The organism is Azospirillum mesophilum, assembly GCF_053470405.2.
Map to the genome: position 1 here is coordinate 337975 of NZ_JBPXMQ020000003.1, position 15749 is coordinate 353723.

Here is a 15749-nt window from a genome sequence, read left to right on the forward strand (position 1 = left end):
ATAGCCCCTGGCGGGGCTCCCCCTCATCCCAACCCTTCTCCCCCGGAGGGGAGAAGGGCTATCGCACGAGCGAAATCTGTGAATGCCGTAGCGCTTCGCAGGGGAGGGAGGAGACCACGAAGTGGGAGGGAGGGGGTTGCCCCCTCCGCTACGCTCAGACCTTCGTCAGCGCCTGATCGAGGTCGGCGGTGATGTCCTCGACGCTCTCCAGGCCGATGGACAGGCGCACCACGTCCGGGCCGGCACCAGCCAGGGCCTGACCCTCCGGCGGGAGCTGGCGGTGGGTGGTCGAGGACGGGTGGATGATCAGCGAGCGGCTGTCGCCGATGTTGGCGAGGTGGCTGAAGAGCTGGACGTTCTCCACCACCTTCACGCCCGCGTCATAGCCGCCCTTCACGCCGAAGGTCAGCACCGCGCCGGCGCCGCGCGGCAGGTACTTCTTGGCCAGCGCGTTGTACTTGGACGACTCCAGCCCGGCGTAGCTGACCCAGCCGACCGCCGGGTGGCTTTCCAGGAATTGTGCGACCTTCAAGGCGTTGTCGCTGTGGCGCTGCATGCGCAGCGGCAGCGTCTCGATGCCGTTCAGCGTCAGGAAGGCGTTCAGCGGCGCCTGGCTCGGACCCAGGTCGCGCAGGCCCACGGCGTGGCCGTGGATGGTGAAGGCCAGATGGCCGAAGGTCTCGTGGAACTTCAGGCCGTGGTAGCCGGTGTCCGGCTCCGACAGGGCCGGGAACTTGCCGGACTTGGTCCAGTCGAACTTGCCGCTGTCGATGACCACGCCGCCGACCGACGTGCCGTTGCCCGACAGGAACTTGGTGGTGGAGTGCACGACCAGCGTGGCGCCCCACTGGATCGGGTTGATCAGGTACGGCGTCGCCAGCGTGTTGTCGACGATCAGCGGGATGCCGGCCTCGTCCGCGATCTTGGCGATGGCCTCAAGGTCGGTCACCACGCCGCCGGGGTTGGCGAGGCTTTCCACGAAGATCGCCTTGGTCTTCGGGGTGATGGCAGCGCGGACGTTCTCCGGGTTGTCGGTGTCCACGAACACGGCCTTCCAGCCGAAGGCGCGCGGGAAGCTGTTGGCGAACTGGTTCAGCGTGCCGCCGTAGAGCTTCTGGGAGGAGATGAACTCGTCGCCCGGCGACAGCAGCGGGAACAGGGCGAGCAGCTGGGCGGCGTGGCCGGAGGCGGTCGCCGTGGCGCCCGCACCGCCTTCGAGGTTGGCGAGCCGCTCCTCCAGCGCCGCGACCGTCGGGTTGGTCAGGCGGGAGTAGATGAAGCCGACCTTCTGCAGGTTGAACAGCGACGCGGCGTCGTCCACGTCGTCGAAGACGAAGCTGGTCGTCTGGTAGATCGGCGTCTGCCGCGCGCCCGTGGCCGGGTCGGGGGCGGCGCCCGCGTGGATGGCGCGGGTCTCGAAACCGAAGGACTTCTGCTCGCTCATGGCTGGTTCCTCTTATTAGATGAGTTTTTTGAAGCTTTTGGCGGGTGCGGTCTTCTTGGACGTCAGGATGTTGGAATTGACGCCGATGCGCCCGATCTCGTGGAACAGGCGTTGGACTTCGATCTTCGGGCAGCGGTTCATGACGACGGTCAGGCCCGCCGCCTCGGCCTTGGCCGCCGCCTCGTCGTTGCGGACGCCAAGCTGCATCCACACCACCTTGGCGCCGGCCGCGATGGCCTCCTCCGTCACGCCGGCAGCGGCCGTGGCATTGCGGAAGACGTCCACCATGTCCGGCGGCTCCGGCAGGTCCTTCAGGCTGGCGTAGACGGGCTCGCCCAGGATGGTCTGGCCGGCCAGCTTCGGGTTGACGGGGATGACGCGGTAGCCCTTATCGCGCAGGTATTTCAGCACGAAGAAGCTGGCCTTCACCGGGTCGTTGCTGGCCCCGACGATGGCGATGGACTTCACGCGGTCCAGAACGCTGCGGATGAAGTCGTCGCTGTAATCGTCGTGATGCGTCAGGACGGTCGTCATTGGCCGCACCACACCGGCGCGCGCTTTCCCAGGAAGGCGTCGATGCCCTCCGCGGCGTCGCGGGCCATCATGTTCTCGGTCATCACCTTGGCGGCGTAGGCGTAAGCCTGCTCCACGTCCAGGTCGATCTGGTGGTAGAAGGCCTCCTTGCCGAGGGCGAGCGTCAGCGGCGACTTGGACGCGATCTTCGCCGCCGCCGCCTGCACCGTGGCGTCGAGTTGGTCGGCGGGCACCGCGCGGTTGACGAGGCCGATGCGCTCCGCCTCCGCCGCGTCGATCAGGTCGCCCAGCAGCAGCATCTCCATCGCCGCCTTGCGCCCGACCGCTCGGCTCAGCGCCACCATGGGGGTGGAGCAGAACAGGCCGATGTTGACGCCCGGCGTCGCAAAGCGCGCCGTGTCGGCGCAGTAGGCGAGGTCGCAGGTCGCAACAAGCTGGCAGCCCGCCGCCGTGGCGATGCCGTGCACCTTGGCGATCACCGGCTGGCGGATGCGGCTGACCGTCAGCATCAGCCGGGAGCACTGGACGAACAGCGCCTCGTACGCCTCCCGCGCGGGGGTGGCGCGCATCTCCTTCAGGTCGTGGCCGGCGCAGAAGGCCGGGCCGGCGCCGGTCAGCACCACGGCGCGAACCGACGAATCCTCGTTGATGGCGTCCAGTTCCGCCTGCAAGGCACCCATCAGCCCGACGGACAGCGCGTTACGCGCCTGCGGCCGGTTCAGGGTGAGCGTGGCGACGCCGTCGCGGTCCTCGCGCAGGACCAGCGCGTCGTCGGCGGTGGAGGGAAGGGCTGCGCTCATGGGTTCGTGATCCTCCCGGTCTTTCGTGATGGTTGGCGGGGAGATTACCCCGCCGCTCACTCCCGTGAAACCGGGCCGTTGGAAACACAGCCATGAGACGACAGGCCTGCGCCGATTTCAACATGTTTGTCGAGTGGTTGGCGAGATAATTGCGCATTTTCACAATAGGGAATGCGCTTTTGCGGATCCCCGCCGGTTCATGCCTAGGACGATTGGTGTGCGGTGGATTCGCTTGGCGCGTGAGGGAACCTCCGTCAAAATGAACCCCTGGGCGGCGCACAATGACAGGAACGCTCCGTGCGAAAGCCGCCGGACGCATCAGCGGAGCATGGGGGAAAGGGGGCTTTGGTGGACACCGAATCCGTCGACTGGGCGTCCGTGTTCGCCGCCAGCCCGGCGCCGACCGTGGTGGTCGGCGGGACCGGGCGGGTCAGGGCGGCCAACGCCGCCTTCGCCGCACTGGTCGGTGTCGAACCGGACGCCCTGTCCGGCGTGCCGCTGGACGAGGTTCTGGCGCTGGACGATCCGGAGGTACCAAGCGAGGGCATGGCCTTCCTGCGGCAAGGCGACGGGGAGACGCGTTGCGTGCCCGTTGCGCGGGCGTCGCTTTCCGATGGCGGCCGGGTTGTCACGCTGACCGATACCAACAGCGAGCACTGCGTCGTCTGCAAGGTTTATTCGAGCCGCGAGAAGTTCCGCACCGCCATCGACGACCAGTCGGAGCTGATCTGCCGCTTCCGCCCCGACCTGACGGTCACGCTGGTGAACCGGGCCTTCGCGGCGCTGTTCGACAGCGGCCCGCGGGCGATGATCGACCGCAATCTGGGCGATCTGCTGCCCGCCGCCACCGCCGCCGCGATCCGGGACTTCCTGGCCTCCGTCACGCCCGAGTCCCCGGCCTCCGCGCAGGAGGAACTGTGGCCCCACGCCGACGGGACGGAGCGCTGGATCAGCTGGCGCCGCTACGCCCTGTTCGACGCGCAGGGCCGAATCACCGCCGTGCAGTCGGTCGGCCGCGACACCACCCTGCGCCACCGCGCGGAGCAGGAGCGCGCCCGGCTGGCCGCCATGGTCGGCCGCAGCCCGGTCGTCGGGCTGGCCTGGCGGTCGGAGGGCAACTACCCCATCGAATACGCGACGGACAACCTCGGCCGTCTGGGAATCGGCCGCGCCAAGCTGCTGGAAGAGCAGGCCGGGCTGCTGGATCTGCTGCATCCGGACGATGTGCCGGCCATCATCGGCTGGACCGGCGCCTGCCCGGAGGGGGGCGCTCCGCTGCCGCTGACCGTGCGTCTGCGCGCCGACGACGGCGGGGAGCGCTGGCTGTCCATCAGCGCGTGGCGCACCGAGGGCGGCACGGTCGAGGCGGTCGTGATGGACGTCAGCGACCAGCGCGCCGCCACGCTCGCCCTTCGGGAACGGGAGCGGCGCTTCAAGGCGATCTTCGACCACACCTTCGAGTTCATCGGCCTGCTGACCCCGGAAGGCCGCATGATCGAGGCCAACGAGACCGCCCTGTCCTTCATCGGCGCGCCGGAGGACGCGGTCTACGGCCGGTTCTTCTGGGACACGCCCTGGTGGCGCCATTCGCCCGCCGATCAGCAGCGGCTGAAGGACGGCGTGGCGCGCGCCGCGCGCGGGGAGTTCGTGCGATTCGAAACCTCGCACAGCGCGCCCGATGGCCGGCAGATCATGGTGGACTTCTCGCTCCGCCCGATCCTGGACGAGGACGGGACGGTCATCTTCCTGGTCCCCGAAGGGCGCGACATCACCGACCTGAAGGAGACGGAAGCCGCGCTCCGCGCCGCCAAGCGGGAGGCCGAGGCGGCCAACCGCTCCAAGACCCAGTTCCTGGCGGTGATGAGCCACGAACTGCGCACGCCGCTGAACGCGGTGCTCGGCTATTCGGAGGTGATGCAGGTCGGGCTGTTCGGCCCCATCGGGAACGACCGCTACAAGGGCTATGTGGACGCCATCCACACCTCCGGCCGGCATCTGCTGGAGATCATCGACGACATCCTGGAGATCTCGCGCATCGAACTCGGCGTCGTGGACCTGAACGAGGAACCAGCGCTGGTTCCGGACATCGTCGCCCGCGCCGCGCAGATCCTCGCCAACCGCGCCGGCGAGGCCGGCGTCTCCCTTCAAGTGGAGGTGGAGCCCAACCTGCCGCCGCTGCGCTGCGACGCGCGCCGCGTGATCCAGGCGCTGGTGAACGTCGGCGTCAACGGCATCAAGTTCACCCCGCGCGGCGGGCTCGTCCGCATGGAGGCGGAGCGGGACGGGGAGGGCGATTTCCTCTTCATCGTCCGCGACACCGGCGTCGGCATCGCGCCGGAGGACCAGCCCAAGGTGTGGGATCCCTTCGTGCAGTCCGGCGACGCGCTGGTGCGGCGCAGCGGTGGAGTCGGGCTCGGCCTCGCCATCACGCGCGCGCTGGTCGAGGCCCACGGCGGCACCGCCGGGCTGGAAAGCGCGCCGGGGCAGGGGACCGTGGTCGCCCTGCGCTTCCCGGCGGAGCGCGGCGGCGACTCCGCGCGGGCAATCGCGCCCCAGACGGCCCAGTTATAAGAGCAACGACAACCAACAACGATCCGGTGAGGAATGAGCACGTCCGCAAACCCCGCTCCTAAAATCTCAGTTGGCGAACTGGAAGCCCTGATCCGCGAGGGCGTGCCGCTGGTCGGCAACTACGGCATCGTCATCGAGCAGCTCGGCGCCGGCACGATCCGCATGAAGCTGCCCTACAACGAAACCTTCGTACGCCCCGGCGGCACGGTGACCGGCCCGGCCATGTTCGGGCTGGCCGACGTGGCGCTCTACGGCGCGGTGCTCAGCCTGATCGGGCGGGTGGAACTGGCCGTGACCACCAGCATGACCATCAACTTCCTGCGCCGCCCGGCCCCGGTCGCCATCACCGCCGACTGCCGCATCCTGAAGATGGGCAAGCGGCTGGCCTACGGCGAAGTCCTGCTGTTCTCCGAAGGCGATCCGGAGCCCGTGGCCCACGCCACCGGCACCTATTCGATTCCGTCCCACGACCCGGTTTCCCTCACGGTATCTGGATACCAATCCTCCGGCGAAGGCTGAAAAACGCTGTCGTATCAATGGCTTTGCGGAAACGGTATTTTGATACCGCGCTTGCAAGCCATTGATATCGCACGCATCTTTTTCCGTTGACAGCGCGCATTCGAAAACGTACAAAACCGGCCGCTTCGGCGCCCCGGGGATTGAACGTCCAGATTCGGTGGCCCGCCGATCCACGTTTCAGTCAACGAGTGTGGCGATGAAGACCTACAATCTGAAGCCGTCCGACATCGAGAAGAAGTGGTACGTCGTCGATGCCGACGGCCTCGTTCTCGGCCGGCTCGCCAGCATCCTGGCGAACATCCTGCGCGGCAAGACCAAGCCGACCTTCACCCCGCACATGGATTGCGGCGACCACGTCGTCGTGATCAATGCCGAGAAGGTGAAGCTGACCGGCAACAAGCGCCAGGACGACATGTTCTACTGGCACACCGGTTACCCGGGCGGCATCAAGGGCCGTTCCAAGGGCCAGATCCTGGACGGCAAGTATCCGGAGCGCGTCATCGAGAAGGCCGTGGAGCGCATGGTTCCGCGCGGTCCGCTCGGCCGCAAGGTGATGACGCACCTCAAGGTCTACAAGGGCGCCGCCCACCCGCACGAGGCCCAGCAGCCGGTCGCCCTCGACGTCGGCGCCATGAACCCGAAGAATAAGCGGAGCGCGTAATCCAATGGCTCAGGTTACCACCACCCTTTCCGACCTGAAGGGCCTCGCCGGCACCGCCACCCCGGCCGGCGCTTCCGCTGAGGTTGTCGAGCCGAAGCTGGATGCCCAGGGCCGCGCCTACGCCACCGGCAAGCGCAAGGACGCCGTCGCCCGCGTGTGGATCAAGCCGGGCTCCGGCAAGATCACCGTGAACGGCCGCGACCAGGAAGTCTACTTCGCCCGCCCGGTGCTGCGCATGATGATCGCCCAGCCGTTCGGCATCACCGACCGCGTCGACCAGTTCGACGTGACGGTGACCGTGACCGGCGGCGGCCTGTCGGGCCAGGCCGGTGCCGTTCGCCACGGCATCTCCAAGGCCCTGACCTACTTCGAGCCGACGCTGCGTCCGCCGCTGAAGGCCGCCGGCTTCCTGACCCGCGACGCCCGCGTCGTCGAGCGTAAGAAGTACGGTAAGGCCAAGGCCCGCCGCAGCTTCCAGTTCTCGAAGCGCTAAAGCCTACCGCGGACCCGCGAATCTACTGTACAAGCGAGGGGCGTCCCGGCCGGGGCGCCCCTTTCTTGCTTTCCGCGCCAACAATTTCCCGTGCGTCGAGAGGAACCCTTTCCATGGCCTACAGCAACTCCCCGATCCGCGTCGGCATTCTGGGCGCGTCCGGTTACACGGGCGCCGAGCTGGTGCGCCTGCTTCTGCGCCATCCGGGCGTGGAGATCAGCGCGCTGACCGCGGAACGACAGGCTGGCAAGCCCATGGCGGAGGTGTTCCCGCATCTGGGCCAGTACAAGCTTCCCGGCCTCGTGAAGATCGAGGAGGTGAAGTGGGACGGCCTGGACATGGTGTTCTGCGCCCTGCCGCACGGCACCACGCAGGAGGTCATCGCCGGCCTGCCGCACGGCCTGAAGGTGGTGGACCTGTCCGCCGACTTCCGCCTGACCGACCCGGCCGAATACGCGACCTGGTACGGCCATGAGCACCGCGCCGTGGATCTCCAGAAGGAGGTCGCCTACGGCCTGACCGAGTTCAACCGGCAGGGCGTGCGGAAGGCGCGCGTGGTCGCCAACCCCGGCTGCTACCCGACCTGCTCGTTGCTGCCGCTGCTGCCGCTGCTGATGGAGGAGCTGATCGAGCCGGGCGGGATCGTCATCGATGCCAAGTCGGGCGTGTCCGGCGCCGGCCGTGACGCCAAGCAGCAGAACCTCTTCGCCGAGGTGTCGGAGGGCTTCAACGCCTATGGCGTCGGCTACCACCGCCACATGCCGGAGATCGAGCAGGAGCTGCGGCTGGCGGCCGGGCGTCCGGTGACGGTCAGCTTCACCCCGCACCTCGTGCCCATGAACCGCGGCATGATGGCGACCATCTACGTCCGCATGGCCGACGGCGCCAACGCCGACGACCTGCGCGACGCGCTGACCAAGCGCTACGAGAGCGAGCCCTTCGTCGGCGTCACTCCGGCGGGCATCGCCCCGGCGACGCGGCACGTCCGCGCCTCCAACCACGCGCTGATCGGCGTGTTCCCGGACCGCACGCCGCGCGGCGCCATCATCGTGTCGGTCATCGACAATCTGGTGAAGGGCGCCTCGGGCCAGGCCATCCAGAACATGAACGTCATGTTCGGCCTGGGCGAGACCACGGGCCTGGAGCAGGCTCCGCTGTTCCCGTGATCCCGTAAGGAGGGTATCCCATGTCCGGCCTGATCCTGCCCTATAGGGGCACGCTGCCGACGATCGACGAAAGCGCCTACATCGCGCCGACCGCGACCGTCATCGGCGACGTTGTGATCGGGCCGGACACGGGCATCTGGTTCGGCTGCGTGGTGCGCGGGGACGTCAACGAGATCCGCATCGGCGCCCGCACCAACATCCAGGACGGCACCATCATCCACGTCGCCGCGGCGGGGCAGGGCACCTACATCGGCGACGACATCTCCGTCGGCCACATGGCCCTGCTGCACGCCTGCACGCTGGACAGCGGCTGCTTCATCGGCATGAAGGCCTGCATCATGGACGGCGCCCACGTCGAATCGGGCGCCATGGTCGCGGCCGGCGCGCTGGTCACGCCCGGCAAGCGCGTGAAGAGCGGCCAGCTCTGGGCCGGAAGCCCCGCGCGGCCGATCCGCGAACTCAACGAAAAAGACCTCGCCTTCTTCCCCCTGAATGCGCGGAACTACGTCCAACTGGCGCGGACCTACCGGGACGCCTGACTACTCCTTTCGGCGCGTCCGGTGCGTTGCGGCGCAGCAACAGTGACGCCGAAGCGAAACGGTTAGGACTTCCGGAGGGGATGTCGGAACAGCGATCCACCCCACATGTTTCGCGATTTGTCACGTCGCATGCTCGCGGGATGACCTATCGTTTGTGCGATTCGTCCTCCGCGCGCTGAACGTCGCGGAGCGGATCTTTACGGGAGTGGAGACAATGAAAAGCATGATTCGCGCTACCATGGCCGTTGTTCCGGCCGCCATCATCGCCTTCGGCCTGTCCACCGGGGCCCAGGCCCAGGCGACCGCCGAGAATCCCAGCGGCGAGTGGTGCAACCCCGTCATCGGCTGGGGCAACACCCCGGTCCGCACCGCCAGCGGCGGCTACGCCATCCACCAGGGCAGCTATCCGTGCCCGCCGGCGGCGGCTCCGGCCGTGGCTCCGGCTCCGGCGGCCCGCGCCCAGACCGAATATCTGGTGTTCTTCGACTGGGATAAGTCGAACATCACCCCGGCCGCCGACCGCGTGATCGGCGACGCCGTGGCCGCCATCGGCCGTGGCGCCAACGCCACCGTCCACGTGATCGGCCACACCGACACCTCGGGCTCGCCGGCCTACAACCAGCGCCTGTCGGTCCGCCGCGCCGAGGCGGTCAAGAGCGCCATGGTCTCCAAGGGCATTCCGGCGGCCAACATCACGACCGAAGGCCGCGGCGAGAGCCAGCTCCTCGTCCAGACCGGCCCGAACGTCCGCGAGCCGTCCAACCGCCGCGCCCAGATCCTGCCGCGCGGCGTGAACGCCCCGTCGTCGTAAGACGGCACGCTGTAGGTTGGGAAAAGAAAAGGCCCCGGAGCGATCCGGGGCCTTTGTCTTTTGGGGGCACTGTCTTTGGGGCGCGTTTTGCCCCCTCCCTCCCGCTCTCAGCGGACCTGAAAGGTCCGCCTGCCGCGTCAGCGCAAGCGAAGCTTGCGCGAGAGCTTCGCGGGTCCCTCCCTCCCCCGCTGCGCGGGAGAGGGTATTGGGATTTGCGGCAGAGTTCCCTCCACCGCCAAGGGCGGGGGAGGGTTAGGGAGGGGGCAAAAACGCCTCAGACGATCCGCACCTTGGCGTACGAGCCCGGCGCGTCCTCCAGGGCCGGCAGGCCGCCCTTGCTCGGGTCGCGGGCCGGGACCTTGCCTTCGGAGAACTTGCCGACCCAGTTGTTCCACTCCGGCCACCAGGAGCCGGGGGTCTGGTCGGCCGTCTTCAGCCAGTCTTCCGACGCCTTCGGCAGCTTGCCGTTGGTCCAGTAGCAGTACTTCTCGGCCGCCGGCGGGTTGACGACGCCGGCGATGTGGCCCGACGCCGCCAGCACGAACTTCACCGGGCCGCTGAACAGGTGGGCGCCCATGTAGGTGGACTTCCACGGCGCGATGTGGTCCTCGCGGGCGGACAGGAAGAAGGACGGGGTCTTCACGTTGCGCAGGTCGATCGGAACGCCGCCCAGGGTCACCGCGCCGGGCTGGGCCAGCAGGTTCTTCTGGTACATGTTGCGCAGGTAGAAGCTGTGCATCGCCGCGGGCATGCGGGTCGAATCGCTGTTCCAGTACAGCAGGTCGAACGGGAACGGATCCTTGCCCAGCAGGTAGTTGTTCACGACGAACGACCAGATCAGGTCGTTGGCGCGCAGCATGTTGAAGGTCGTCGCCATCTTCGAGCCGTCGAGATAGCCCTGCTCGGCCATCTGGCTCTCGATGAAGGTCAGCTGCTCCTCATCGATGAAGACCGACAGTTCGCCGGCCTCGGTGAAGTCCAGCATGGTGGTGAAGAAGGTCGCCGACTTGATGCGGTCGTCCTTCTTGGCCGCCATGTAGGCCAGCGTGGAGGCCAGCAGCGTGCCGCCCAGGCAGTAGCCGATGGCGTTCACGTCCTTTTCGCCGGTGATCTTCTCGATGGCGTCGAGTGCCGCCAGCGGGCCTTCGACCATGTAGTCTTCGAAGCCCTTGGCGGCCAGCTTCTCGTCCGGGTTCACCCAGGACAGAACGAAGACCGTATGGCCCTGGTCCACCGCCCACTTGATGAAGCTGTTCTTCTCGCGCAGGTCGAGGATGTAGTACTTGTTGATCCACGGCGGCACGATCATCAGCGGCCGCTTGTTCACCTCCGGCGTGGTCGGGGTGTACTGGAGCAGCTGCATCAGGCTGGTCTGGAAGACGACCTTGCCCGGCGTGACGGCGATGTTCTTGCCGACCTGGAAAGCGTCGTAGTCGGTCATGGAGATGCGCAGCTCGCCCTTGCCGCGCTCCAGGTCCTTCAGCAGGTGCTCAAGGCCCTTCACCAGGTTCTCGCCGCCGGATTCGATGGTCGTGCGCAGCACTTCCGGGTTCGTCATGACGAAGTTGGAGGGCGCCATCGCGTCCACGAACTGGCGGGTGTAGAAGTCCACCTTCTTGGCGGTGTGCTCGTCCAGCCCGTCCACCTCGTTCACGGTGGACTGCATCCACCGGGCGGACAGCAGGTAGGACTGCTTGATGAAGTCGAACAGCGTGTTCTCGTCCCAGGCCGAGTCCTTGAAGCGGCGGTCGTCCTTCGCCGGGGCGATGACCGGCTGGGCCTCCTGGCCGAAGAAGCGCTGGGTGGTGCGCTGCCACAGGGTCAGGTAATCCTGCCACAGCGTCATCTGCGCTTTCATCAGCTTGGCCGGGTCGGCCATCATGCGCGTGGTCATTTCCAGGAAGGCGTGGCCGACGCCCATGGGGTCCGGGTTCTTCGCGCCGACGCCGTCCGAGGCCTGACGGGAGAGGAACTCGGTGACCAGTCGCTGGCTCTGCTCGGCGATGCGGGTCATCGCCCGCGACATTTCGACCGGATCGGGGAGCTTGACGTCAGGGGCCTGATTCTCGGCCATGGGTTCGGTCCTTCTTCTTTAGGCGAGTTTAAGCTTCTGGAGGGACGTGCTGAGGTTTATACAAAGCCTGCCGGAAGTCTGCTCAGGATTCTGTTCGATCCGGCCTCGATTGGCCATTTGGGCTAGCGAGCGCGGGAACGGTCATACACCTCTCGTATGAATATTTTATGTAGCCCGGCGCCATTCAAGCGGCGCGACGGGTAAGAACATGGGGTTCGCAGGATGGAAAAAGCCATACGCCGGGGTCTGGCGACAAAGACGGGGGCCGGACGATCGCTGGCCGCCGCTTCGGTTGTTCTTGCGTTGTCGGCGTGCAGCGCGAGCGTGCTGGACACCGGCCTGCTCGGCGCCGTGACGGGCGAGGACAAGCCGGTCAAGGACGACACCACGCTGATCCGCGGGCTGTCGGGCGAGAACAAGGAATACCCGAACCTCGGCACCGTGCCCCCACGCCCGACCGACATCCGGACCGAGGCGCAGCGCCAGCAGGAGCTGGACAAGCTGGCCAAGGACCGCGACGAGGCGAAGAAGATGCTGCCGACCCCGGCCGAAGTGCCGCCCAAGCCCGAGATCACGCCCGGCAAGCCGGGCTGAGGCGGGTTTCCAGCAAGCGGAGGCCGGGCCTTGGGGAAGCGGGGTGCGGGCCGGCCTTCGCTGGGTCGATGCGGGTGTTCGACGGTGGCGGAGCGGACCACGGGGCAGCCTCTGCGACAACAAGGAACGGAACCCTACGTCCAGCGGTGGTGCTGCCGCAACAGAATTTCAGGCTGCGGCAATTAGGCGCGGGCCAACTGCTCCTCGCGCGGCTCCGGCCCAGGCGGCGATCCGCTCGCCGCTCGCCGCCCCACGATCCATGAAGGCGTGGCAAACGCTCAGCCGACCGCCACGCTGGCAGCCAAGCGATGATAGCGGTCCTTGCGTCGCAGCATCGGCTGCTCGATGACGTGAAAGGAGAAGGCGGAAACGGCGAGGCTGAGTGCGAACGGGATTGCAAATACGATCGCAAAGGCAAGCTTTGGGTCGAAAGTGCCCATCACCCACGAAGCCGGGAAAAGAAAGAAAATCGGCACATGGTATAAATAGATGCCATAAGAAATTCGCCCGATGTAGCGCAGCGGTGCGCTTGAAAACAGCAAATGTACCCACGCGCTGACGCGCCGTTTCGGTTTTTCCGGAAACGACAGGCCGAACAGCAGCGCCGAAGTGAAAACAGACACCGGGACCGCGTTGTAGATAATGTAATGCAGGTCGCTGTCGATCAACGACACCAGAATCATCAGGCCGACGAACGCGACGATTTGTGTCAGCCAGTGCGTGATCAGAGCGGAGAGCACGGGAAAACGGTCACGATAGCTTAAGATAATCGCGGTGGCGCAACCGCAGAGTATGGGGCCGGCGCGACCGACGAGTGTCCGTGTGGCCAGATTAAGGCCGAGATGGAAGTCGGAGAAGTAAACGGCCACCCATTGGAAGGCAAAGCAGGCGCAGGCGATCAAAGCAACCATTCCAAGAAGCCGGCGGTTGTCGACATGGCTGCGCCGAGCGGTGCTGCTTTTCAATGCCCAAACCAGAAAGAACGGCCAAACAAGATAAAACTGCTCTTCAACCGCCAACGACCAGGCGTGATTCAGTAAGCTCAAGGCTTCAAGGAGCCCCTGCTGCCCCTCGATAGCCCAGGCAAAATTGGTGGTGTAGGTCAGCGCGTAGACCAGCACCTGTGGCTTCATGCTGATTTGGCCGGAGAACAAAAGGGCGGCGGAGAAGCCGGCCACGATCAACAGGGCCGGATACAGTCTCAAAAATCGGCGCATATAGAAATTAAAGATCGAAATCGAACCATGGGATTGGTATTCACTGATCAGTATGTTTGTGATCAAAAATCCGGAAAGGACAAAGAATATATCAACGCCGACGACCCCGCCGATCAAAAAAGAAGGCAGCGGAGGATGCCCCTGAAAGAAAGGGCCCCATCCGATAATGCTGGTGTGGTGTAAGACCACGGAAAGTACCGCCAGGCCTCGGACGCCGTCCAAGCCGGGGACGTGCTTAAAGGGCAGGGACATGAATTTTTGTGCTGCGTGTGAGGAAAGGAGTTTTGCAAACCTATGGTAATAGGCTTGGGGCCTTTTGCCCTCTTTTTTGCAAAATGTCCAGCGACATGGGCTGGTAAGGGCTCTGTTCGACAGCGGGCTTCTGCCGTCGTCCGCGGGTGCGGTGCGGGCTTCGTGCCGGCCGCGTCGAGCGCGGGTGAACGCGGCGTTCCGGGTCCCATTTCAAGCATATTGTCTGGATGTTAAGGCAGCCTTATTATAAGGCATGCAAGACGACGCCCCCTTCGGACTCCTCCTGATCGACAGCGCGCGGCTGCTGCGCGCGCGCTTCGACCGGGCTCTCGACGACGCGCAACTCGGCCTCACGGCTGGCGAGGCGCGCGCCCTGGTCTACGTCAACCGGCACGGCGGCTCCCGCCAGACGGTGCTGGCCGCGCACATGGGCGTGGAGCCCATGACGCTGGTCGGCTTCCTCGACCGCCTGGAGGCGCTGGGCCTCGTGGCGCGGGAAGCGGACCCGTCCGACCGGCGCGCCAAGATCGTCCGCCTGACGCCGCAGGCGGAGCCTCTGCTGGAGCGCGTCGTGACGGTGTTCCGTGGCGTGCGCGAGGCGGCGCTGGACGACTTCGCTCCCGAGGAGGTCGAGCGGTTCCGGACCATGCTGGGCCGGCTGCGCGCCCGCCTGATCGCCGACCTGATCGCCGACGAGCGGGAAGGGGTGCCGCAGTGAGCGCCAGCCAGACCACCCCCGTCATGTCCGAGATGCGCACGGCGATCATCGGCACGCTGATCGTCACGCTGGGGCCGCTCAGCCTTGCGCTCTACACCCCGGCGCTGCCGACGCTGGTGGACGCCTTCCACACCACCCCGGCGGCGCTGAAGCTGAGCCTGTCGGTCTATTTCTTCGGATTCGCCTTCTCACAGCTCGCCTGCGGGCCGCTGTCGGACGCCTTCGGGCGGCGCCCGGTAGCGCTGGGCTTCTTCGTCACCTACGCGCTGGGCAGCGTCGTGGCGGCGCTGTCGGGTTCCATCGAATGGCTGCTGGCGGGGCGCGCCCTCCAGGGAATCGGGGCGGCGGCGGGCATCGCCATCTCCCGCGCCATGGTGCGCGACCAGTTCACCGGCCAGCAGTCGGCGCGCATTCTGAACCTGATCGGCCTGATGCTGGCCATCGTGCCGGCGATCGCGCCGACTCTGGGCGGGGTGATCCTGGGCAGCGTCGGGTGGCACGCGATCTTCGTGGTCATGACCGTCTACGGGCTGGCGGTACTGGCCGTCTTCGCGCTGGGCACGACGGAGACCAACCGCAGCCGCAACCCGGCCGCCGCCCGGCCCGGCCCGGTGCTGCGCAACTACGCCACCCTGCTGACCGACCGGCGCTTCATGAGCTCGGGACTCGTGCTCGGCCTGACGCTCGGCGGGCTCTACACGCTGGCCGCACTGCTGCCCTTCGTGATGATCGACCGGGTCGGTCTGACGCCCACCCAGTTCGGCTTTGCCATGCTGTTGCAGACCGGGTCCTACACCGCCGGCGCGGCGGTCGCGGGGCGGCTGCTGCGCCGGGTGGAGGCGATGCGGCTGGTACCCTTCGGGATTGGCTTCGTGATTCTGGGTGGCCTTGGCTACGCGGTGGGGCTGCGGCTTCTGCCGCCGTCGGTGGCGACCGTCATGCTGCCGACGGCGGTCTGGGCCTTCGGGATCGCCCTGGTGATGCCGGGGACGACCAGCGATGCCCTGGCCGGTTTCCCGCGCATGGCCGGCGCCGCCTCCGCCCTGATCGGCTTCATGCAGATCGGCGGCGGGCTCGCCGGTTCCGCCATCGCGGCGCTGCTGTTTTCCGATCCCTTCACGGCCATGACCACGATCATGCCGGGGATGGCGCTGGTTGCGCTGCTTTCCTTCGCGCTGCTGCGCCCGCGGACGAGGGAGGAGGCGCCGGCGCCCGATCTGGCCGATTTGGAGATCGCGGTCGACCCGGCCGCCGTGGTCGGGGCCGGTGGCGAGGAGATCGAGGTGGTGCTCCACCAGGGCAGCGCTCCGCCGAAAACCGGCCCGTCGAAATCCGGCGCTTGAACGCCGGTGCCGG

At 66.8% G+C, this 15749-nt stretch carries 15 protein-coding genes; 10 read left to right on the forward strand and 5 right to left on the reverse strand.

Going from position 1 to position 15749, the window contains the following annotated elements; translation table 11 throughout:
* Positions 1–154: 154 nt before the first annotated feature.
* The 3 genes from ACSVC7_RS05845 to ACSVC7_RS05855 are packed head-to-tail and all read right to left on the reverse strand — an operon-like array spanning position 155 to position 2778.
* Complete coding sequence (locus ACSVC7_RS05845; RefSeq protein WP_448203484.1) at positions 155–1444, reverse strand: O-acetylhomoserine aminocarboxypropyltransferase; 1290 nt, start codon at positions 1442–1444, stop codon at positions 155–157.
* Positions 1445–1459: 15 nt separating this feature from the next.
* On the reverse strand, positions 1460–1978 hold the full coding sequence (locus ACSVC7_RS05850) for a CoA-binding protein (protein ID WP_448203485.1): 519 nt from the start codon (positions 1976–1978) through the stop codon (positions 1460–1462).
* A complete protein-coding gene (locus ACSVC7_RS05855) occupies positions 1975–2778 on the reverse strand; it encodes an enoyl-CoA hydratase (protein WP_448203486.1) in 804 nt (267 codons plus the stop codon). Before ACSVC7_RS05855 ends, ACSVC7_RS05850 begins: the two co-directional genes overlap by 4 nt.
* Before the next feature lie 348 nt (positions 2779–3126).
* On the opposite strand from ACSVC7_RS05855, the gene ACSVC7_RS05860 reads away from it, so the two are divergent.
* From ACSVC7_RS05860 to ACSVC7_RS05890, 7 genes are all read left to right on the forward strand, one after another.
* Positions 3127–5349, forward strand: coding sequence for a PAS domain-containing protein (locus ACSVC7_RS05860; RefSeq protein ID WP_448203487.1), 2223 nt, complete (start codon positions 3127–3129; stop codon positions 5347–5349).
* Positions 5350–5382: 33 nt separating this feature from the next.
* Positions 5383–5868, forward strand: coding sequence for a PaaI family thioesterase (locus ACSVC7_RS05865; protein ID WP_448203488.1), 486 nt, complete (start codon positions 5383–5385; stop codon positions 5866–5868).
* A 196-nt stretch (positions 5869–6064) separates the two neighbouring features.
* Positions 6065–6529 carry a 50S ribosomal protein L13 gene (rplM, locus tag ACSVC7_RS05870; RefSeq protein ID WP_448203489.1) on the forward strand — a complete coding sequence of 155 codons (465 nt, stop codon included), beginning with the start codon at positions 6065–6067 and terminating at the stop codon, positions 6527–6529.
* Between the two features lie 4 nt (positions 6530–6533).
* Complete coding sequence (rpsI, locus tag ACSVC7_RS05875; RefSeq protein ID WP_448203490.1) at positions 6534–7022, forward strand: 30S ribosomal protein S9; 489 nt, start codon at positions 6534–6536, stop codon at positions 7020–7022.
* A 113-nt stretch (positions 7023–7135) separates the two neighbouring features.
* On the forward strand, positions 7136–8188 hold the full coding sequence (gene argC / locus ACSVC7_RS05880) for an N-acetyl-gamma-glutamyl-phosphate reductase (RefSeq protein ID WP_448203491.1): 1053 nt from the start codon (positions 7136–7138) through the stop codon (positions 8186–8188).
* A gap of 20 nt (positions 8189–8208) precedes the next feature.
* Positions 8209–8727, forward strand: a complete 519-nt coding sequence (locus tag ACSVC7_RS05885) for a gamma carbonic anhydrase family protein (protein WP_448203492.1) — start codon at positions 8209–8211, stop codon at positions 8725–8727.
* A gap of 223 nt (positions 8728–8950) precedes the next feature.
* Positions 8951–9538, forward strand: coding sequence for an OmpA family protein (locus ACSVC7_RS05890; RefSeq protein WP_448203493.1), 588 nt, complete (start codon positions 8951–8953; stop codon positions 9536–9538).
* Positions 9539–9812: 274 nt separating this feature from the next.
* Here ACSVC7_RS05890 and ACSVC7_RS05895 read toward each other — a convergent pair whose 3' ends face one another.
* Positions 9813–11612 (reverse strand): PHA/PHB synthase family protein, encoded by a 1800-nt coding sequence (locus tag ACSVC7_RS05895; RefSeq protein ID WP_448203494.1) that lies wholly within the window; start codon positions 11610–11612, stop codon positions 9813–9815.
* Positions 11613–11915: 303 nt separating this feature from the next.
* On the opposite strand from ACSVC7_RS05895, the gene ACSVC7_RS05900 reads away from it, so the two are divergent.
* Positions 11916–12206, forward strand: a complete 291-nt coding sequence (locus ACSVC7_RS05900; RefSeq protein ID WP_483508063.1) for a hypothetical protein — start codon at positions 11916–11918, stop codon at positions 12204–12206.
* Between the two features lie 278 nt (positions 12207–12484).
* On the opposite strand, the gene ACSVC7_RS05905 is transcribed toward ACSVC7_RS05900, so the two are convergent.
* Positions 12485–13675 carry an acyltransferase family protein gene (locus tag ACSVC7_RS05905; protein WP_448203496.1) on the reverse strand — a complete coding sequence of 397 codons (1191 nt, stop codon included), beginning with the start codon at positions 13673–13675 and terminating at the stop codon, positions 12485–12487.
* Positions 13676–13928: 253 nt separating this feature from the next.
* Between ACSVC7_RS05905 and ACSVC7_RS05910 the strand changes: the two genes are divergently transcribed.
* Together ACSVC7_RS05910 and ACSVC7_RS05915 are read left to right on the forward strand one after the other, a co-directional pair.
* Entirely contained in the window at positions 13929–14393 is a 465-nt protein-coding gene (locus ACSVC7_RS05910) for a MarR family winged helix-turn-helix transcriptional regulator (RefSeq protein ID WP_448203497.1), read from the forward strand.
* Positions 14390–15736 carry a multidrug effflux MFS transporter gene (locus tag ACSVC7_RS05915; RefSeq protein WP_448203498.1) on the forward strand — a complete coding sequence of 449 codons (1347 nt, stop codon included), beginning with the start codon at positions 14390–14392 and terminating at the stop codon, positions 15734–15736. Before ACSVC7_RS05910 ends, ACSVC7_RS05915 begins: the two co-directional genes overlap by 4 nt.
* The last annotated feature ends 13 nt before the right edge of the window (positions 15737–15749 follow it).